Source organism: Pseudarthrobacter sp. W1I19 (assembly GCF_030817835.1).
Classification (GTDB): domain Bacteria; phylum Actinomycetota; class Actinomycetes; order Actinomycetales; family Micrococcaceae; genus Arthrobacter.
Genome location: NZ_JAUSZR010000001.1, coordinates 1,817,152 through 1,836,077, shown reverse-complemented (window position 1 = coordinate 1,836,077; position 18,926 = coordinate 1,817,152). Strand labels below are relative to the sequence as shown.

The following is an 18,926-nucleotide window of genomic DNA, read 5'->3' as shown; positions in this document are numbered from 1 at the left end:
GGGTCAGCCTTGGGCGAGGATGGAATACATCCGGCGGCGGGCCTCTTCGAGCACGGCCACGGCCTGCTGCACCTGGTCTGGCGTGCCCGTGCGGCCAACTTGCGCCGCGGCTTGCGCCAGCTCAATTCCAGCCTTGGGCAGGGAACCAAAACCGGCGGCCGGGCCTGCTGCACCCCACGGCGCTGACTCGTGCACGCCTGCCGCCTCCTCACGGCCGGCTTCGGTCAACGAGTAGATCTTGCGGCCGTTGGATTCCTCGACGCTGATGACACCTTCATCGGCCAGCAGTTGAAGGGTGGGGTAGACAGAACCGGCGCTTGGTTTCCAACTGCCGCCGCTGCGCTCCTCGATCTCACGGATGATCTGGTAGCCATGCATGGGGCGCTCCGCGAGCAGGGCAAGCACGGCTGCCCGCACCTCGCCCTTGCCTGCGCGGGTACCTCCACGCCGTTCGAACCGCGAACGGAACTCCTCAACAGCCTGCCAGATGCCGTCGACGCTGTGTCCGCCAAAGCCGCCTGCCGGGTACGAATCGCGCACTGGGTCTCCTCTGTAAAATCGCCAGCGATATACAACGACACTTAACGATACATCCGCCCGGCGCGGGCGGGTCAGCTTTTGCGGAGGGTCAAAATCTGCTCCGCGCGCCCGAAAGGCCCCTGCAGATCGTGCAGGACTGTTGAGGTGAGGCCAATCCCGTCCCGTCCAAAGGAGACGGCGTTGTCCAGGCCCAGCCACTCCCCTTCGGGGCGCCGGTACATGTGGATCTGGAGGTCAACGTTGGGGAAGGCGTAGCTGTCCTTGCCCGGCGGCACCCTTGCGGCGATGCCGTTGGCGGTGTCCACCAGCCCCATCAGGCGGGCGAGGTCGCCACTGTCTGCCTTGTCCGTCAGGGGATGGTCCGTGCGCAGCCATACCTTGCCGGCTCCGGGGCGATGGCCTTCCGCCACGCGCATTTCAAGGGAGCGGATGTAGCCGCCGGGCCACACTGATGCGCCGTCGTAGGGCTTGCATTCGTCCGGGCCGGGAATGGCGGTGTCCTCCACGGCCGCCACGGCGGAAGTATCGCTGGTGACCATCCGCCAGGCCGTGGCCCGGATGGCGGTGCGGCCGCCCGCAATCAATTCGGCCTGCAGCAGTTCGATGGTTTTTCCCGGCCGGAGGGTGGTGGTCTCGATGTGGAACCCGCCGCCTGGAATCAGACCCAGGATTTCGTAGCTGAGCCGGGCCATCCGCAACCCCTCCCGCGGCTGGTGCCGCTCCAGGGAGTCCGCCATGAGGCCTGATGCGGGGGCCATGTGCTGCTCGTGGACATTCCAGGCACCCTGCGCGTGGATCGTGGAGCGGAAGCGTCCCCCGCCCAGTGACTGGTAGTAGTAGTTTCCCTCGGCCAGTTCAGGCAGATCGGTGGTCAACGGTGGCCCTCCCGGAGATTTCAGTGAATTCTGACTAACTCTATCGTTGCGGCGGCAGGCAACCGGCATAGGTTGTCAAAGGACTCGGTGAAATGTTGGACCCTGACGGCGGTCAGCGGACTAGACTCTTGATCGGTCCTGTCAGCAACCCTCGGAAGAGGTGTTCCATGCGCGTTATCAGCTACAACCTCCGCAAGCACAAAGCAAGCGGCGAACTCCTCGCCCTGGCACGGAACCATGACGTCGATGCACTCTGCCTCCAGGAGGTGGACGCCAGCGACCTCCCCGAGACCCTGGGCCCGCTGCACCTCGCTGACGCCACGAAGGGAAACCGGCTCGGGCTGGCCATCTACTACCGCACCAGCCGCTTCACGGCGCTGGACACCCAGTCCTTCGCCCTGAAGAAGTCAGTTCACGACAGGGTCCTGGCCCCGGCCCACGAGCGGCTCATCGGAACCAGGGTGGTGGACAACGAGACCCAGCATGAACTGGTGATCGGCTCCTTCCACGCGGCGCCCCTCACGGCCTCGAATTCCCTGCGCCGCAAGCAGATCCACGCCGCCCACGCCGAACTGCTCAGCATGGGCCAGGGACTCATGACGCTGATGGTGGGCGACTTCAACTACCCGTTCTTCACCAAGAACCTCCACATCCACATGAAGAACTCGGGCTACGCGCTCTCGCTCAGCAACCGGCGGACCTACACCCGCTACAAGGTCTTCAAGGGCCACTTCGACTTCGCCACGTCACTGGGACTGGACATCGAGAGCGTTGAGACGCTGCCCCGCGGAAACTCAGACCACCTGCCCATCCTGGTCCACGCCGAATACGGCCGGGATTATTGAGCAGGCACGTCTACTGAGCAGGACTGGAGCGCGATCCGGCAGGGAGGAACCTATGCCGAGGCGTCAATCCGTTCCCGCAGGTCCGGCCAGGCAGCGGCAAAGCCGGGGTGCAGTTCCTTGCCGTCCACCTCAGCCAGCGGTATCCACAACAACTCGATGCTTTCGGGGTCGCTGATGACGGGGTCGAACGGTTCCCTCACCTGCACCACCACTGTGGTGTAGGACCAGTAGCCCAGGTCCAGCACGGACGTAAAAAGCACCTCGACATCCCCGGCGGGCATGGCGGCCTCCTCCCAGGCTTCGCGCAAGGCTCCCGCCACGGCATCCTCGCCCTCGTGCAGCGCTCCTCCCGGGAGGCCCCACGTTCCGCCGTTGTGGCTCCAGACGGCCCGATGCTGCAGGAGCACACCCTTGGCGGGATCGTAGGCGAGGACGCCGGCGGCACCAAACCTGCCCCAAAAGCGGCCGCGGCTACCCTCGACCCAGGCATCACCGGGATCACGGGGACCAGTGCGGACAGGCGGGGTGGAGGACGCGGCGGACGCCAAAGAGTGATCCATCGCTCCAGTCTGACAGGTGCCCGGGGACGGGCGCACCCGCCCTGCCGGTACTAGTGACCGTTGCCGCGCTCGACGGCGAAATCACCGCCGGGATACATGATCGTTTCGTGTCCGTCATCAAAGCGGACCAGGTAGGGCGGAGTTCCGCCTTGGCCGCGGACCTCGAGAATCACTCCATGCCGGTCCGTAGACCCCACCGTCCTGCCGTGGACAATGATCCGGTCGCCCTGAGTTGCCTCCATGGCAATCACCTCCAGCCCCAGACTACGACTCCGGGCGGGGAGCGGAAAGGGCCGGCACAAAGTGGACGTGGCAGGATTTCGGTATGCCGCTGAACCTCCTCCTGCTCGCCGATACCCATGTGCCCAAGCGTGCCCGCGCGCTCCCTGCGCAGGTATGGGCCGCCGTCGAAAGCGCCGACGTGGTCTTCCACGCCGGCGACTGGGTGGCGGTGGAACTGCTCGACGAGCTTGAGCAGCGAAGCCGCTCCCTGGTGGGGGTCTACGGAAACAACGACGGCCCCGACCTGCGGTCCCGGCTGCCCGAAACGGCCGCAGTCACGCTGGACGGTGTCCGGTTTGCCATGGTGCACGAGACCGGGCCGGCGAAAGGCCGGGAAGCGCGGTGCGAGGCGCTCTTCCCTGATGCCGACGTGCTGGTTTTCGGGCACAGCCACATCCCCTGGGACACCACCGCGGAAGGCGGGCTGCGGTTGGTCAACCCCGGCTCCCCCACCGACCGGCGCCGACAGCCCGCCTGCACCTACATGACTGCTGTGGTGGACGCCGGCGCCCTTAAGGATGTCCGTCTGGTGGAAGTCCGCCGGGACAGGATGTGAGGGCGAAATGCGGCTTGGCAGCGGCCCGCCTCATTGCCTAGGCTTGAACGGTAAGCATACTTAGCTTTTAGTGTTCCACCCCTAAGCACAGGAGGACCACCATGACCGACCAGTACACCTTCCGCAACCCCGTTACCGCCTACGAAAAGATCTCTCCGCCGAAGCAGGACCAGCCCGAGCCCGGCCTGGATGCGGAACTGGCGCCGAAGGCGGATCTTGGCGAGGACACCTATCGCGGCACCGGACGGCTGGAGGGCCGGAAGGCGATCGTGACGGGAGCCGATTCGGGAATCGGTGCGGCCACGGCCATCGCTTTTGCCCGCGAGGGGGCCGATGTTGTGCTTTCCTACCTGCCGGAGGAAGAAGAGGACGCAGCCCGCATTGCCGGCATCATCGAAGCCGCAGGACGGAAGGCCGTCAAGGTGCCCGGGGACCTGAAGGACCCGGCCGCCTGCGAAGAACTGGTCGATACTGCAGTGGCCGTTCTGGGCGGCGTGGACATCCTGGTCAACAACGCCGGAAAACAGGTGGCGCAGGAGGACATCACCCAGATCACGGACGAACAGTTCGATCACACCCAAAAGACCAACGTCTATGCGATGTTCCGGGTTACCAAGGCGGCTGTTCCGCACATGCCGGCCGGGTCCACCATCATCAACACCACGTCCATCCAGGCGTACAACCCCTCCCCGACGCTGCTGGACTACGCCACCACCAAGGCGAGCATCAACAACTTCACCAAGGGCCTCGCGCAGCAGCTTGCACCCAAGGGCATCCGCGTGAACGCGGTGGCGCCCGGGCCCATCTGGACCCCGCTGCAGGTCAGCAGCGGCCAGCCGAAGGAGGAGCTGCCGGAGTTCGGCCAGTCCACGCCCCTTGGCCGGGCGGGCCAGCCGGCCGAACTCGCCCCGGCCTACGTTTTCCTGGCTTCGCCGGAGTCCAGTTACGTCCTGGGTGAAACCCTGAACGTTAACGGCGGAAGCCCCACACCGTAGCGCCCGGTCAAAGTACCTCCCGACGGCGGTGCCCCGCGCAGGACGCACGCGGCACCGCCGCCGGCATTAATCTTCGTCGCGGCCCGCGAGCAGATCGTCGGTCGCGGGGTCCGGCTGGCCGTCGAAAAACTGCGCCAGGACGGTTTTGAAGACGGTTTCCCCGGGAGCTGCGCGCAGGAACAGCGTCATGGACGAGCGCAGCTTCCGGGCGTCCACGCTGCCAAGAATCTCCTCGGCAGTGCGGTCTTTATGGTTGCTGAGCACCTGGGCGCATTCGAGCAGCCGCGGGCCCAATACGGGGTGGTCCAGGTACTCCCGGGCTTCCTCGAGGGAGTTGATGGCGTAGCGGCGGGATGTCTCGCTGTACCCCAGCCCCGCCAGCTGGGGAAAAACGAACCACATCCAGTGTCCGGACTTGTTGCCCACCTGCAGCTCGGCCAGCGCCTGGTCGTAGGTTCCGCCGCTGTTCTGTGCGGCAACAAAGCGTTCCAGGTCAAAACGATGGTTCACGGGTGTCTCCTTGTGGTGGGGCTTGGGGTGCGGACGGTTGCTCGAGGAAAGCGGCCGCGTGGCGTAACTGCGGATCCGGGTCAGTCCGCCACCGGGCAAGGACAACGGCGGCCCGTTGGCGGTCCCGGCCATGGAGCCGGGCCAGGAAAGGGGCCAGCACGTCCGCCAGCAGCGGGTCAACCAGTTCCCCGGTTCCGGCAGACCTCAGGAAGCCCTCGATCCGGGTCAAGTCTGAATGGCGCAGCAGCGCAGCTTTGGTTTGCAGCAGCACGACGGCGGCGAGCCGGCGCTCGTAGACGGCGCGCGCACCGGGCCGCGGTTGTCCCCAGAGCGCGGACGCCAACTGCACCACGGCGTCGTGATCGAGGTCCTTGTACTTCCGCAGCATATCGCGGACGGTTCCGCGGACGGCGCCCACCGAGGACCCGTAGGAGGTGAGCTCCCCGCCCAGCCTGCCCTCGACGTCGTCCGCCCGGTACCAGGCACCCTCATTCTGCAGGGTGCGGTCAACAAACCCGGCAGCAGCAGCCACCAGATCCCCCGCACTCATCGGGTGCGGCCTGCCGACGCGTGCCTGATGCAGAACGGCGTCCAGGGGCGCGCCTCCAGCCTTCCTTCGGCGATGGTTTCGCCGCAGACGGCGCAGGACCCGTAGGTGCCGTCGGCGATCCTGGCCAAGGCGGCGTCGACCTGCTCCAGGCCGGCACTGCTTTGCTTCAGCAGTGCCGACGCCTGGGACAGTTCGAAAGCAATGGTGGAGCCTTCAGGATCATGTTCGTCGTCTACGTTGGAATCCTGGCGGGCGGAGTTCGCAGCGGTGATGTCCGCACGGAGGGCCGGTAGCAAGGCCAGCTTCCGGGCCCGCTCCTCCTCGAGCAGGATCCGGAACCGTTCGAAATCGGGCATGCGAAAAGCCTAGCGCGCCGGTCAGTACCAGTTGTTGGCAACCGAGTGGTTCCAGGCCCCGCACGGCGAGCCGTACCGGCCGCGGATGTAGCCCAGGCCCCAATCGACCTGGGTGCGGTAACTGGTGAGCCAGTCGCTGCCGGCGCTGGAGTATTTGCCGGGTGGCAGCGCCTGGGCTATTCCATAGGCGCCGGAGTAGGGGTTGGTGGCCGTTGTCAGCCAGTTCGATTCCTTGGTCCAGAGCTGGGCGAGGCACAGGAACTGGTCCTGGCCCCAGCCGTATGCACCCAGCCGCCCCGAGGCGTAGCTCTTGGCCCCTGCCGGGTCGTTGACGGCACCGCCTGGAACGGACGGCACGACGACGGGCGGCGGGACGGGTGCCACCGGCAGCGCGGGTGCGGGGGCAGGATTCGCCGGCGCCGGGTTGGCGGGTGCGGGGTTCGCGGGTGCTGGATTGGCAGGTGCGGGGTTCGCGGGTGCTGGATTGGCCGGTGCAGGGGCGGCCGGAGCCTGCGGGCGGACTGCAGCCGCGGCGGCCGCCCTGGCTGCAGCTTCTGCCTGCTGACGGGTCTGCTCAGCAGCTGCAGCGCGCTTCGCGGCCTGCGCTGCCTCATAGGCGGCCTGCGCCGCCTGGCCCTGCCGGTACGCGCCCTCAACTGCCGCCGTCGTGCCCTTGAGAGAAGCCAGCTGCGCCGTCAGCTCCTCGCTGCGCTGCTGGCTTTCCGCTACCTGCCGTGCCATCGCATCCTGCGCGGACCGGGCGGCATCCAGTTTCGCTTTGGCTTCAAGGGACAACCGCTCACGTTCGGCTTTGGCGGCACTTTCCTGGGCAGCCAGCGAGGAGGCGATCCGTCCGGCCGACGCGGCCCTGGCCACCAACCCTGCCGTTTTGTCACCCACGATCTGCACCACATTGAGCCCCTGGACACTGTTGGTCTGGATCGCATCCAGGGCAACGAAGAATCCCATGGTGGTGCCGCCGGTCTTATAGGACTGGGCGGCGAGGGCACCCAGTTCCTTCCGGTGCCGGGACAGCTCCGCGTTCGACTGCGAAACCTGGGCCGTGAGGGCCCCCACTTTTGCGCTGGCCGCCTGAAGCGCTGAGTCTGTGACGGCATACTCGGCCGCTGACTGGACGGCCACTGCACCCAGAGACTCGGACTGGGCCTGCAGGCCACCCAGCAGGCCATTTATCCTGTCGATTTCCTCTGCGGTGCCGGACTCCGTCAGCTTTGCCTGCTGGACATCCTCCCACGAGGGGTAATCACCCGAAGGATCCTGGTCCGCAGCGCCGGCCGGGCCGAGCCAAACAGTACCCGTCAGGGCAAGAGCCAGCAGCGCCGCAGGCAGGGGCAGGCGGGCTTTGATAACGAACCGAGACATAGTTCGGAAGCATACGCCTTCAACCTGCAGTTGAAGGCTGGCGTGCTGACATCGTTATGCAGCGGAGATGCCACCCTTGCCCGGAGGCGGGGTGAAAAGCCAGGAGGTGGGCGGAAGCTCAGAGATGCTGGCCGAACCACCCAAGCGTGTCGTTCCAGGCAGCGGTGGCCTGGGCTTCGTTTTACCTATCTCATACTTGCCAAGTTGCGTCAAAGGGACCTCCTCCGGGTGCGCAATATCCTGCCCCACTTGCCAGCCATGAGCAAAGATTTTCACTGGCGCCTGCACCCCCTTTTATTACTTTGTGACGAAGCCCACGAGGCACACGTCGGCGCGCCTATCTTCCGTGGTCAGCCCGTTATGCATAGAACATCCAGTCATTTGCGGAATACGAGAGAAGCCGCTCGTATGTTATCCAAATGTGACAATCGGCAGGCTGGCAGGTTATGGTCTTCAGGTGTCCCTCCCAGACGGGACATTCCCCTCAGCATGCCGAGCCCTGCCGCTGATCCGGGATTCAATCGTTTCCAGCTGGCAGGGACGGGGGAACCACCTTTCCGCGGCCTCATGCGAGGCCTTGGGGTTAAGTCGATAGCGCCTTTCCGTTCCGTCCGGAGCCGCTACCGGCCGGGTATCTCCAACCCGAACCCGACAGCTCACCCCGCAGGCATGGGAGAGGCGATCAAACGTGTCAAAAAATTCCAGCACCGCCCGTCACCGCGCGACTCCGGCTCGCTCAATCGCGCTCCAGGGCTTGGCTGTATCAGCCAAGTCGCTTGGCCGCCCGGCTCTGGCCGTAGCAGCAGCTTCCGGCATTGCCTTCGGTGTGGGGGCCCCAGCCCACGCAGGCGTAACCGGACCGGACACCACCGGGACCACTAACACCCAGGCGTCTGTGGCACCCGCCGCTGCCGTGGCTGCACCTGCAGCAGCTGCCGCCAACGTGCACACCGTGGTTGCCGGCGACACCCTGGGCGGCATCTCCGCTGCCTACGGCGTCAGCCTTAACGATGTCCTGGCCGCCAACGGCCTGGCCATCTCCACGATCATCTACCCCGGCGACCAGATCCAGATTCCGGGCGCCGGCTATGTTGCAGCTGCTCCGGCCCCCGTCCAGGCGGCCGCTGCTCCTGCTCCCGCCCAGACAGCTGTTGCCGCGGCTCCGGCCAACACCGGGGTGAACGTTTCCTACGCGTCAGCTCCGGCTGCCACGGGTTCGGGCGCCGGCGCTTCGATCCTGGCATCGGCCTACGGCCAGGTTGGCGTCCAGCAGGACTGCACCGCCATGGTGGAGAAGGCCCTGCGCAGCGTGGGCAAGTCTGTTGGCGACCTGGCCCCCGGCCAGTTCTACCAGTACGGTTCCGTGGTGGGTACCCCCGCTGCCGGTGACCTGGTGATCACCGCCGGCCACGTCGGCGTGTATGCCGGCAACGGCCAGGTCGTGAGCGGCGGCGTGGACGGTTTCAAGACCGAGGTCCACTCCATCAGCTGGCTCCCGGGCGCTTCCTTCGTCCGCGTAGCCTAAGCAACACCACCCGGACAGGGGCGGCAGGCGGGGTTTCCCGCCTGCCGCCCCTGTTTCGTTTTTGCCGGTTCCCGCCGTTCTCAGGTGCCGCAGAACGTCTGGTAGCTGCCGAAGTCCTCCGGCGCTCCTTCGGCGTAGCGCTCCAGTCCCGCCCGTTCCCGGTACGGGTCACGGACCACTTCCACGAGCCGGTTGAAGGGACCAACATCGCCGTCCGTTGCGGCGGCGAGCGCTTCCTCGACAAGGTGGTTGCGCGGAATGTAGGCAGGATTGACCCGGTCCATAAGTTCGGCGTCGGGCTGCAGGGCCAGCCACCGTTCTGCCCAGGCATCGAAAGCCGCGAGGTCCAGGACCATGCTTCGGGCGGGCCGGGAGTTTCCCCGGGCCGCGTGCCCGAGGTTCCGGAAGAACCGTGTGTAGTCCACCGGCCCGTCCTTCAGGATGGCGATCACCCCGTCCACCAGTTCCGAGGCTTCTTCCGCCTTAGGGCTCCCCGCAGCGCTTTCCTCAATTCCCAGCTTTATTTTCATACCCGCGAACCAGGAGTCGCTGTACTGGCGGCGGAACCGGCCCAGTGCCTCCACTGCGGGGGCTACGGCCTGTTCCTGGTCTTCATTGATGAGCGGCAGCATTGCCTCGGCGAGGCGGGCGAGGTTCCATTCAGCCATGACCGGCTGGTTGGCGTAGGCGTAACGGCCGCCAACGTCAATGGAACTGTAGACCGCGGCCGGATTGAAGGCATCCATAAACGCGCACGGCCCGTAGTCGATGGTTTCCCCGGAAATGGTCATATTGTCTGTATTCATCACGCCATGGACGAAGCCCACCAGCATCCATTGGGCCAGCAGTGAGGCCTGCGCAGCCACCACTCCTTCGAAGAGGGCGAGGTAGGGGTTGTCGGCCCGGGCCGCGGCGGGGTGATGGCGGCTGATGGCATGATCGGCGAGGCGGCGCAAAAGGTCCATATTGTCGGTGGCCCGCGCGTACTGGAAGCTCCCCACCCGTAGATGGCTGCTGGCAACCCTGGCCAGGACTGCTCCGGGAAGCATGGTGTCCCGGCGGACCGGGCGGCCGGTGGCCGTGACGGCAAGGGACCGCGTGGTGGGGATGCCCAGGGCGTGCATCGCCTCGCTCACCAGGTACTCCCGCAGCATGGGCCCGACGACGGCACGTCCGTCGCCTGCCCGGGCGAAGGGCGTACGGCCGGAACCTTTCAGGTGGATATCGCGCAGCCGGCCGTGCACATCAGCCACCTCGCCGAGCAGGAGCGCCCGGCCGTCGCCCAGCAGGGGTGAGTAACCGCCAAACTGGTGGCCGGCGTAGGCCTGTGCCACCGGGGTCGCCCCGTCCGGGATGTGGTTTCCCAGGAGGAGCCGGACGCCCTCCGCCGACCGGAGGTATTCCGGATCCAGCCCAAGTTCAGCGGCCAATTGCTCGTTAAGGACAAGGAGTTTGGGGTCAGGCGCTTCCTCTGCCTGCCAGGGAACAGCCAGTTCCGACAATTCCCGGGCAAACTGCCCGTCAAAAGTGACCGTTGATTCGGCAGCAGCTGTCATTCTTCAAGCCTTCCCTCGTGGTGTGTTTTCCGCGGCGTCAGTCCCATGAAGAACACCCGATAATCCACTTTCTACCCCATGGTTTTGTTTGGCAATGAGCTCCCGGGCCCTTCCCGCGTCCGTGGCGCCGGGGCAGGCCAGCGCCGTCGTTCGGGAAGAGCCACCCGCTGCAGGTCGTGAGCAGCCACCACCCTCACCTGCGTGGCACATGCGCTTGCCTGGGCGGCCAGCAGGGTGACGTCGTCGTACCTCGACGAAAAGTGGGTCAGCACCAGGGTGCCGGCCCCGGCGCGGCCGGCCAGTTCCCCGGCCTGCCCCGCGGTGAGGTGTCGGTACTGTCCGGCGAGCGCGGCGTCGTCGTCGCTGAAGGTTGACTCCGCGACGAGGAGGTCCACGCCGTCCGCCAGGTCTTCTGCACCCTCACAGGGTGCTGTGTCCATCACGAAGGCAAAGCGCTGGCCGCGGCGGGGAATGCTCACATCGTTGAGCTGGACGCCGGCCAGGCTGCCTTCGCGCTGCAGCCGGCCCACGTCCGGCCCCCGGATGCCGACCGCGGCCAAGCGGTCCGGCAGCAGGGAGCGGCCGTCGGGCTCTGTGAGCCGGTAGCCGTAGGTTTCGATGCGGTGCTTCAGGGGCCGGACCTCCAGTCCGTCGGCCACGGTTGCGCTTCCGCCATGGGGGTGGAGCCGCAGGTCGATGCCGGGCGAGCTGATGGACACCAGGGCGCGGACCACGTCCTCGCCGGACGCGGGATAGTGGAGATGGACTGGGTGCGCCACGCCGTCCAGTGCCATGCGGGACAGCACGCCGGGCAGCCCGTAGCAGTGGTCGCCGTGGACATGGGTGAGGCAGATACGCGTAATGGAAGTGGCTGAGACGCCGGCATGAATCATCTGGCGCTGTGTTCCCTCGCCGGGATCGAAGAGCAGCCCGTCACCGTCCCAGCGCAGCAGGTAACCGTTATGGTTGCGGGTACGGGTGGGAACCTGGGATGCAGTGCCTAAGACAACGAGTTCACGCATGGCGTTTGACGAACCAAAAGCAGGTTCCGGGAAGGCCCGGGACCTGCTTTTGGTTCATGCTGGTGCTGTTCATGCTGGTGGCTCAGTGCCGCCTGAACATTCCCATAATGCGGTGGGCCATGCCGCCGGACCTGGAGCCCATGGCACCGGTGGAGTTGGGCGTCCGGCCCGTGGTGTTCATCCCGCGGCCCCGTACCGTCCCGCCCGTGCCGGTCCTGCCTGCGAATCGTTCAGCGGCGTTCCTGATCCTGCTTCCCAAGTTCATACGAAACTCCTTCAGTCTTGATCCTGCCGAAACTGATATTCATCAGTGGGCTTATTAGTTTAACCCCGTTTTATCCCTGGGCCAGAGGCTGGAGCCCCTATTCATCAGGTTGGGGGTATACCGGCCCCCTCAGCGTTCGAGGTCGTCGGGCTCAAACTCACTGAGTGGGGACCCGCCGAAGTTTTCCTGGTCGTCGCTGGCGTCCGCTTCCCGGCCGGTGGGATCTTCCCCGAAGTCCACATCAGCCACCGCTTCGCCGAGGGTGGGAGTTGCCGCCGGCACCTGTTCGTTGCCGGCGCCATCGCGGGTTGCCGCCATGTCATCGCGGAGCGTTTGATCGCTAAGGAAATCCTCCTCCTCGCCGGAGACTTCGTCCTGGAGCAGCGGATCCTCCTGCCAGCGGTCCGGGTTATTCTCCGCCGCACCGGGATAGCTGTCCGGCTCCCCGCCGGTGACCGGATCAAGCTCCAGGGAAGAGGCCGCACCGGGGGTTTCGTCCAGGAGCACGTCGTTTTCCTCAACAACCTCAAGCTCGTCGTCAGGCAAGTTCTGTTCCGTCATGATGATGCCCTTTCTCGTGACCGGCTTTGCCAGCAATAGTAAGCATACTGACGAATGGGGTGCTGTGGAACCCGGCACCCGCCTATGCGGATCAGTGCAGGAGCCACGAGCTGTCATCAGGATGTTTGGGCTTCCGGCGCAGTTTGCGGATCAGGACAATAAAGGGCCAGGCCAGCAACTGCAACAGGCCCGCCGTCAACAACAGGCTGATGATCAGGACAATGACTGGTGAATAAAGGAGAAAGACTCCAACTGCGGTTGCGATGTAGCCGCCAAGAAGCGCCAGAACCGCCGAAGCGTCCAATGCCACTGTGCATCCCTTCGGGATCGCCGGGGAGGTCAACACCCAGGCTGAATACGTGGCCGCCTACTTCCTAACGGTTGCTTAAGCCTACTCCCCCGCCCCTTCGGCCGGAAGAAGCTGCACCATTCCACGGCTATGGTGGAACGTGGACTACCGGCCAGATACATGTACCGGTCGGGGTCGAGGACAGCGTGGACAATGCCGGCGCGGGGAGCCACTATTGGGCTGAATGCCGATCTGTCCAGGAGCACGATGAAGCCATGCAGGAGCCAAGGTCCATAGTTGCCGGCTACGACGGCTCGGCTGAAGCTGCGGAAGCCGTCCGCTGGGCGGCGCAGCATGCATACCGTCGCGGCCTGGCCGTGCATGTGGTGCATTGTTCCATCTGGCCGCTGCTGACCAGGCACCTTGGCCCTGTCCCGGGTGTCTCGGACAGCGGATTGGAGAGGTCCGCCGAGTCAATCCTTGAAGAGGGACTTGCCCACGCGAAGGCTGCGGCGCCAGGAGCGGATGTTGAATCAACCTTGCTGCACGGACTCCCCGCCCAGCACCTCGCTGGAATATCGGCCCGGCAGGAGATGCTTGTTGTCGGGGGCCGGGGGCTGGGCGGATTCCTGGGCCTGGTGGTGGGCTCCGTCAGCCTGGAACTGGCGGCCACCGCGTCCTGTCCCGTAGCCGTCATCCGTTCTGATCTTCATCCGGATGGTCCTGTGGTGGTGGGAGTCGATGAATCTGGCTCACCAACTGCGCTGAAGGATGCATGCACGCTGGCGTCGGCATCCCGTGCGGACCTCACGGTGGTCCATGTCCGGCACACACCTGCCGGATACCGCCGCTTCCGTGACAACCCGGAGGCGCTCGCCGCTGCTGAGGACGTCCTGCGGACCGCCCTCAATTCTGCCCGCATTCACGCCCCTGGGATCCGGGTGGAAGGAACTCTCCTGACCGATTCTTCGATTGCCCACGGCATTCTCGACGTTTCCGGGGATGCTGCGATGGTGGTATTGGGCAGCAAGGGCCGTGGCCTGGTCAAGGAAACGATCGGTTCAACCGCCCACGCCGTCCTTCACCATGCACGCGGGCCCGTTCTGGTTTCGCGCCATGGCTCCAACAACGGCAGATGAGGTTGCTGCCGGTATGGCACCCTCGGATCCCCGAAACGTAGGCTGAACTAATACAGAGCATGGGCTGGACAGGGTGAGCGGTGGCTGCAGTAATTCTGGGATGGAACCCAAAGGGAGTGAACCGCTGGGACTACCGCGCCGCCGTCGAACAGGTGACGGAGTCCGGGCGCGTCCTCGCCCGATGGAACGTGGGCGGCTGCCGGAACATCCTGCCAGGGACAGAGGTCTGGTTGCTGCTGCAGGGCAACAGTGATGCAGGTCGCGGCCTGATCGGCCACGGGATGGCTGTGTCAGCCCCCGCTGAACCCGTTGGACGTGAGGAAGGCGACGCCGGGGACGGGTACGCCGGCATTGAGTTCGACGCGCTGCTCCCCATCGGAGAACAGATACGTCCCGACGCCCTCAAGACAGGATTTTCGGGCCCGATGTGGTGGGAGGCCATCGCGGGCCCAGTTCCTGTCCCGCAGGCTGCGGAGCCTGAACTCCGCAGGCTCTGGCGGGAGCAGGGGCCAGTGGCTGCCAGCCACGCCGAACTGGTTCCCGGAACCTTCCCGCCGAAGGCTGTCGCGACGATCGACGTGAACCGCTACGAGCGGGATGCTGACGCAAGCAGGGTCTGCCTGGCATTCCACGGGACCTCCTGTGCTGCCTGCGGCTTCTCCTTCGAGGCTTTCTATGGCGAGGCCGGCACAGGCTTTATCGAGGTGCACCACGTAGTACCGCCGGCGATGCTGGAGGGCGGATACAAACTGGACCCGGTGGCTGACCTTGTTCCCCTCTGCCCCAACTGCCACGCGATGGCGCATCTCGGCGTGGCCACGCCCCGGACGGTTTCGGAATTGCGGACCATCATCGCCGCCGCCGGGCACCTGCGGGGCCAAGTGGTCAGTGAGCATGCCCTCCAGGCCCAGGATGATGCCCGGCGGATCCTTGAGGGGCCCCACGACATAAAAGGTTCGGGCTGAGGCGTTCGGCATGACCAGGGGAAGGGGATATGGCGGTCCACACTGGCGGAGGGTGCTGGCTGCCCTCGCCAACAGCGACGCCCGGACCGCCTATGCGCAAATAGTCCTCGGCGCAGAGTTGCCGGCGGTTCTTTCCGGGTTGAAGGATCACCGGCGGGACCGGGCCCTGGCCATGCTGATCGAGTCGGGGCTCGTGCAACGAACAGCCTCCGGCGAACTGGTGGCACCGGAAGCGATTTACCGCGACCTTCTTGCCCAACAACCCCGGCGGCAGGCGAAAACCGGAGTGGACCGCTTCCTGCGGCTCGGGAGGATCGAGCGCTATCCGGCGAACGTGGCCGAGCGGCGGGAGCTCCTGGCCTGGATTGCCGGCGAGGCCATCCGTCCCGGCGAAAACCTGACGGAAAAACAGGTCAACGAACGACTCCTCAGTTATACCGACGACGTTGTCTTGCTGCGCCGCTACCTGGTGGATTTCGGCTTTGTGCAACGTACACCGTCAGGCTCCGGCTATTTCCGGCCCGAGGAAACACCTGCTGGCCAGAACGGCCGCGCCTGACAGGTGCAACTGCTCATGGACCGCTACCCCTTGACGGTTGCAAAACGTTTTGCATATAGTGATGCAGGCAACATACAAAACGTTTTGCAAAGGAAGCGAAGTCGATGGCGACGAAGGTGAACATCCGGGACGTAGCGAAAGCAGCAGGCGTCTCTGTGACCACTGTGTCGCATGCACTTAGCGAAACACACAACTCCCGGGTCAACGCCCGTACCGTGGAGCATATCAAAGCGGTAGCCGGGAACCTCGGCTACGCACCAAACCGGCTGGCAAGCGGGCTGCGCAACCAGCGCTCCCAGATCCTGGGCCTGGTCAGCGACGAGATCACGACCACCCCTTTTGCCGGCGCCATGATCCAGGGCGCACAGGACGCCGCCTCCGAGCACGGTCATCTGCTGATGGTGGTCAACTCCGGCCTCGACAACGAACTCGAGCGCCAGGAAATCCGTGCACTGCAGCAGCACCAGGTGGACGGCGTCATCTACGCCCGCATGTACAACCAGCGGGTATCCGTTCCCGCGGAGCTGGAGGGAATGCCCACCATCGTGCTGGACGCCACCTCGGACAACGCCGGGCTGTCCTCAGTGGTGCCCGATGAGTTCGGTGCCGGCGAATCCGCCGCCGAACTCCTGGTCACGGCCGGCCACCGCCGGATCGCCATGATCAACAACGAGGATGACATCCCGGCCGCCCACGAACGCCTCGATGGTTTCCGCGCCGGGCTGGCCCGCCACGGCATGCAGTTGCCGGTGGATTCCCTGGTGACCAGCCGGCCCAGCACCGCCGGCGGGCGGGAAGCGGCACTGAAGCTGCTGTCCGGTGCAGAAAAGCCCACCGCCCTGTTCTGCTTCAGCGACCAAATGGCCATGGGCGCCTACCAGGCGGCCGGCCACCTTGGCTTGAAGATTCCGTCCGATGTCTCAATTGTGGGCGTAGACAACCTCGAACTCATCGCAGACGGCCTCTGGCCCGGCCTGTCCACCATGGCACTCCCCCACTATGAGATGGGCCGGTGGGCTGTCCTGAAACTCCTCGACGAGCTCGAGAACCCCCACGCACCCCGCGTGCACGAAAAGGTGGCCTGCCCGCTTGTTGAGCGGGATTCGGTCGCTCCACCCAAAAACTGAGCCAGAGCTGTACCGCACCGGGCACAGCCCTGACTTTTCCCAAAAAACGGGAACGCAGCCGTTGCAGCGGCCACGTTCCCAGCAGGACCCCATCAATCACCCTGTCCGAACAGAAAGACTGACCCATGAGCACGAAGTTCACGAAGATCCTGGCGACCAGCATAGCCGCAGCCGCCCTCACTGCCACCCTCGCCGGCTGCGGCAAGGGCAGTTCCTCGTCCACAACCGAAGGCCCGAAAGAGATCACCATGTGGACCCATGCCGCCGGAAACCCGGCGGAACTGGCGGCCACGCAGTCGATCGTGGACTCTTATAACAAGAGCAGCGGTGCGAAGGCGCAGATCAAGGTGCAGGCTTTCCCGCAGGAGTCCTACAACGATTCCGTTGTTGGGGCCGCGTCGGCCGGAAACCTCCCTTGCATCGTGGACATAGACGGGCCCAACGTTCCCAACTGGGCGTGGGCGCAGTACCTCACGCCCCTGAAACTGTCTGCGGACCTTTCCAAGAACCTCCCCAGCACCGTTGCCAAGTGGCAGGGAGAGACCTATGCGGTTGGATACGGCGACGTCGCTTTGTCCATGTTTGCCCGTAAATCTGATCTCGCTGCGGCGGGGGTCCGCGTCGCGACCATTGAAAAGCCATGGACGAAGGACGAGTTCCAGGATGCGCTGACCAAACTCAAGGCGCTGGGTAAATGGGATTACCCGCTGGATATGGGTACTGCCGGAACGGGCGAGTGGCTGCCCTATGCGTACTCGCCGTTCCTGCAGTCCTTCGGCGGAGACCTGATCGACCGCAAGGATTACCAGTCGGCTGACGGATCCCTTAATGGTGACAAGGCTGTGGAATGGGCCAAGTGGTTCCGCGGTCTGGCGGATCAGGGCTTTATGGCGACTAAGAGCGGGAAAGATTCCACCCAGGACTTCCTGAACAACAAGAGCGGCCTCCTCTACACCGGTTCCTGGGCAGGGGACAAAACCCGGGAGGCCCTGGGAGATGACCTGGCGGTCATGCCCACGGTGGACCTGGGCAAGGGTCCCAAGATCGGCGGAGCTTCCTGGCAGTGGGGCGTCACCAGCGGCTGCAACAATACGGATGCCGCGATGGACTACCTGTCCTATTCGCTGAAGCCGGAAAACGTGGCTTCCGTCATCAAGGCAACGGGAGGCATCCCTGCCACTGACGAAGCCGCCGCCTTGATTCCCGCTTTCGCCGAAGGTGGCGCAAACCGGGTCTTCATGGAGTTCTCCCGCAACTACGCCGTGATGCGGCCGGAGACCCCCGCTTACCCCTTCATTGCCACCGAATTCGGCAAGGCCACCCAGGACATCCTTGCCGGAGCGGACCCGCAGGGTGCGCTGGACAAGGCAACCAAGGCGATTGACGCCAACATCAAATCCAACGGCGGCTACCAGAAATAGCCAGAGATCCGGGGTACGACGACGGCCGGCAAGTGCCGCCGTCGTCGTACCCCAGGTCCTGTCAAGGAGACTCCCATGACCCTCAGCCCGCTTCCCACCCGTCCACCAGAGGCCGTTGCGGCTGCAGCAAAGCAAAACACCGGTCCCGCCCGGCGCCGCCGCCCCCGCCCCGGTTTCATCCGCGAACAGCTCAGCGGTTGGGGCATGATCACCCCGGCCGCCGTTCTGCTGCTGTTGTTTGTGTTCCTGCCGGCGATCCTGGGCTTCGGCCTGGCCTTCACCAACGCCCGCCTGGTCTCTCCGCGGCCTGTGGAGTTTGTGGGGACGGACAACTTTGCCCGGCTCTTCACCGATCCCACGTTCTGGCGGGCCCTGCTGAACGTAACGTACTTTGCGGTGGTCGTAGTGCCGGTACAGTCCGCCCTTGCCCTGGCCATGGCCCTGCTCATCAACAAGAAGTTCCGCGGCGTCAACTTCTTCCGCACCATCTACTTCCTGCCCGTGGTCACATCCATGGTGGTGGTGTCACTGCTCTGGATGTTTATGTACCGCCGCGAAGGCCTGATCAACGAACTCCTCTCCACGTTCAGCTTCGGGCTCATCCAGGGTGCTGACTGGCTCAATGACCCCGCCACCGCCATGCCGGCCATCATCGCCCTGTCCATCTGGCAGGCAGCGGGGTTCCACATGATCATCTGGCTGGCCGGGCTGCAGAGCATTTCCGGTGAACTGTACGAAGCCGCGCAGCTGGACGGCGCCAGCCGCTGGCACCAGTTCCGCTATGTCACATGGCCCGGCCTGAAGCACACCCGCAGCCTGGTGCTGGTCACCATCACCATCCAGGCGCTGGGACTCTTTGACCAGGTCAGCGTCATGACCCAGGGCGGCCCCCTCGATTCCACCACCACCATCATCTACGAGGCAGTCCGGTCCGGATTCAAGCAGCAGGAAACCTCCTACGCCTCGGCCATATCGCTCGTATTCTTCGTCCTCGTACTGCTCGTCTCCGCGGTGCAGCGCTACCTCACCCGGGAGAAAGACTGAC

Annotated in this window: 23 protein-coding genes and 1 riboswitch; of the genes, 10 read left to right on the top strand and 13 right to left on the bottom strand. The window is 65.1% G+C overall.

Translation table 11 applies throughout. From position 1 onward, the window contains the following. Positions 1–3: 3 nt before the first annotated feature. Both QF038_RS08615 and QF038_RS08610 read right to left on the bottom strand, forming a co-directional pair. Positions 4–540 (bottom strand): PadR family transcriptional regulator, encoded by a 537-nt coding sequence (locus QF038_RS08615; protein WP_307609754.1) that lies wholly within the window; start codon positions 538–540, stop codon positions 4–6. A 71-nt stretch (positions 541–611) separates the two neighbouring features. Beyond that, complete coding sequence (locus QF038_RS08610; protein WP_307609753.1) at positions 612–1,415, bottom strand: thioesterase family protein; 804 nt, start codon at positions 1,413–1,415, stop codon at positions 612–614. 167 nt (positions 1,416–1,582) lie between these two features. On the opposite strand from QF038_RS08610, the gene QF038_RS08605 reads away from it, so the two are divergent. Continuing rightward, positions 1,583–2,260 (top strand): endonuclease/exonuclease/phosphatase family protein, encoded by a 678-nt coding sequence (locus QF038_RS08605; RefSeq protein ID WP_307609752.1) that lies wholly within the window; start codon positions 1,583–1,585, stop codon positions 2,258–2,260. A gap of 50 nt (positions 2,261–2,310) precedes the next feature. Here the strand turns inward: QF038_RS08605 and QF038_RS08600 are convergent, their stop codons facing one another. Together QF038_RS08600 and QF038_RS08595 are read right to left on the bottom strand one after the other, a co-directional pair. Then, positions 2,311–2,820: an NUDIX domain-containing protein gene (locus QF038_RS08600; protein WP_307609751.1), complete on the bottom strand. Its 510-nt coding sequence runs from the start codon at positions 2,818–2,820 to the stop codon at positions 2,311–2,313. Between the two features lie 50 nt (positions 2,821–2,870). Continuing rightward, on the bottom strand, positions 2,871–3,062 hold the full coding sequence (locus QF038_RS08595; RefSeq protein WP_091419798.1) for a DUF1918 domain-containing protein: 192 nt from the start codon (positions 3,060–3,062) through the stop codon (positions 2,871–2,873). An 83-nt stretch (positions 3,063–3,145) separates the two neighbouring features. On the opposite strand from QF038_RS08595, the gene QF038_RS08590 reads away from it, so the two are divergent. Further along, positions 3,146–3,658, top strand: coding sequence for a metallophosphoesterase (locus tag QF038_RS08590; protein WP_307609750.1), 513 nt, complete (start codon positions 3,146–3,148; stop codon positions 3,656–3,658). Between the two features lie 101 nt (positions 3,659–3,759). Then, positions 3,760–4,653: a glucose 1-dehydrogenase gene (locus QF038_RS08585; protein WP_307609749.1), complete on the top strand. Its 894-nt coding sequence runs from the start codon at positions 3,760–3,762 to the stop codon at positions 4,651–4,653. 66 nt (positions 4,654–4,719) lie between these two features. On the opposite strand, the gene QF038_RS08580 is transcribed toward QF038_RS08585, so the two are convergent. The 4 genes from QF038_RS08580 to QF038_RS08565 are packed head-to-tail and all read right to left on the bottom strand — an operon-like array spanning position 4,720 to position 7,452. Next, a complete protein-coding gene (locus tag QF038_RS08580; protein WP_307609748.1) occupies positions 4,720–5,163 on the bottom strand; it encodes a DUF1810 domain-containing protein in 444 nt (147 codons plus the stop codon). Continuing rightward, complete coding sequence (locus QF038_RS08575; RefSeq protein ID WP_307609747.1) at positions 5,147–5,713, bottom strand: DNA alkylation repair protein; 567 nt, start codon at positions 5,711–5,713, stop codon at positions 5,147–5,149. Before QF038_RS08575 ends, QF038_RS08580 begins: the two co-directional genes overlap by 17 nt. After that, positions 5,710–6,069, bottom strand: a complete 360-nt coding sequence (locus QF038_RS08570; protein ID WP_307609746.1) for a TraR/DksA C4-type zinc finger protein — start codon at positions 6,067–6,069, stop codon at positions 5,710–5,712. Before QF038_RS08570 ends, QF038_RS08575 begins: the two co-directional genes overlap by 4 nt. A 21-nt stretch (positions 6,070–6,090) precedes the next feature. After that, positions 6,091–7,452, bottom strand: coding sequence for a lytic transglycosylase domain-containing protein (locus tag QF038_RS08565; RefSeq protein ID WP_307609745.1), 1,362 nt, complete (start codon positions 7,450–7,452; stop codon positions 6,091–6,093). A gap of 480 nt (positions 7,453–7,932) precedes the next feature. Next, positions 7,933–8,137, top strand: a riboswitch (cyclic di-AMP (ydaO/yuaA leader). Positions 8,138–8,140: 3 nt separating this feature from the next. Between QF038_RS08565 and QF038_RS08560 the strand changes: the two genes are divergently transcribed. Next, positions 8,141–8,977: a LysM peptidoglycan-binding domain-containing protein gene (locus QF038_RS08560; RefSeq protein WP_307609744.1), complete on the top strand. Its 837-nt coding sequence runs from the start codon at positions 8,141–8,143 to the stop codon at positions 8,975–8,977. An 80-nt stretch (positions 8,978–9,057) separates the two neighbouring features. On the opposite strand, the gene QF038_RS08555 is transcribed toward QF038_RS08560, so the two are convergent. From QF038_RS08555 to QF038_RS08535, 5 genes are all read right to left on the bottom strand, one after another. Further along, complete coding sequence (locus tag QF038_RS08555) at positions 9,058–10,533, bottom strand: YdiU family protein (RefSeq protein ID WP_307609743.1); 1,476 nt, start codon at positions 10,531–10,533, stop codon at positions 9,058–9,060. A gap of 71 nt (positions 10,534–10,604) precedes the next feature. Continuing rightward, the gene (locus tag QF038_RS08550; RefSeq protein WP_307609742.1) at positions 10,605–11,555 is read right to left on the bottom strand and encodes a ribonuclease Z; all 951 of its coding nucleotides are present in this window, start codon (positions 11,553–11,555) and stop codon (positions 10,605–10,607) included. Between the two features lie 82 nt (positions 11,556–11,637). Continuing rightward, positions 11,638–11,820 (bottom strand): hypothetical protein, encoded by a 183-nt coding sequence (locus QF038_RS08545; protein WP_307609741.1) that lies wholly within the window; start codon positions 11,818–11,820, stop codon positions 11,638–11,640. A gap of 129 nt (positions 11,821–11,949) precedes the next feature. Continuing rightward, the gene (locus tag QF038_RS08540) at positions 11,950–12,381 is read right to left on the bottom strand and encodes a hypothetical protein (RefSeq protein WP_307609740.1); all 432 of its coding nucleotides are present in this window, start codon (positions 12,379–12,381) and stop codon (positions 11,950–11,952) included. 91 nt (positions 12,382–12,472) lie between these two features. After that, positions 12,473–12,691 (bottom strand): hypothetical protein, encoded by a 219-nt coding sequence (locus QF038_RS08535; RefSeq protein ID WP_307609739.1) that lies wholly within the window; start codon positions 12,689–12,691, stop codon positions 12,473–12,475. 254 nt (positions 12,692–12,945) lie between these two features. Between QF038_RS08535 and QF038_RS08530 the strand changes: the two genes are divergently transcribed. The 6 genes from QF038_RS08530 (at position 12,946) to QF038_RS08505 (ending at position 18,925) form a co-directional block, all read left to right on the top strand. Beyond that, positions 12,946–13,809 carry a universal stress protein gene (locus QF038_RS08530; protein WP_307609738.1) on the top strand — a complete coding sequence of 288 codons (864 nt, stop codon included), beginning with the start codon at positions 12,946–12,948 and terminating at the stop codon, positions 13,807–13,809. 80 nt (positions 13,810–13,889) lie between these two features. Continuing rightward, entirely contained in the window at positions 13,890–14,774 is an 885-nt protein-coding gene (locus QF038_RS08525; protein ID WP_307609737.1) for an HNH endonuclease, read from the top strand. A gap of 10 nt (positions 14,775–14,784) precedes the next feature. Beyond that, positions 14,785–15,333 carry a DUF2087 domain-containing protein gene (locus QF038_RS08520; RefSeq protein ID WP_307609736.1) on the top strand — a complete coding sequence of 183 codons (549 nt, stop codon included), beginning with the start codon at positions 14,785–14,787 and terminating at the stop codon, positions 15,331–15,333. 104 nt (positions 15,334–15,437) lie between these two features. Then, positions 15,438–16,460, top strand: a complete 1,023-nt coding sequence (locus QF038_RS08515) for a LacI family DNA-binding transcriptional regulator (RefSeq protein WP_307609735.1) — start codon at positions 15,438–15,440, stop codon at positions 16,458–16,460. 125 nt (positions 16,461–16,585) lie between these two features. Beyond that, complete coding sequence (locus QF038_RS08510) at positions 16,586–17,881, top strand: extracellular solute-binding protein (protein ID WP_307609734.1); 1,296 nt, start codon at positions 16,586–16,588, stop codon at positions 17,879–17,881. 75 nt (positions 17,882–17,956) lie between these two features. After that, the gene (locus QF038_RS08505; protein WP_307609733.1) at positions 17,957–18,925 is read left to right on the top strand and encodes a carbohydrate ABC transporter permease; all 969 of its coding nucleotides are present in this window, start codon (positions 17,957–17,959) and stop codon (positions 18,923–18,925) included. Position 18,926: the final 1 nt, after the last annotated feature.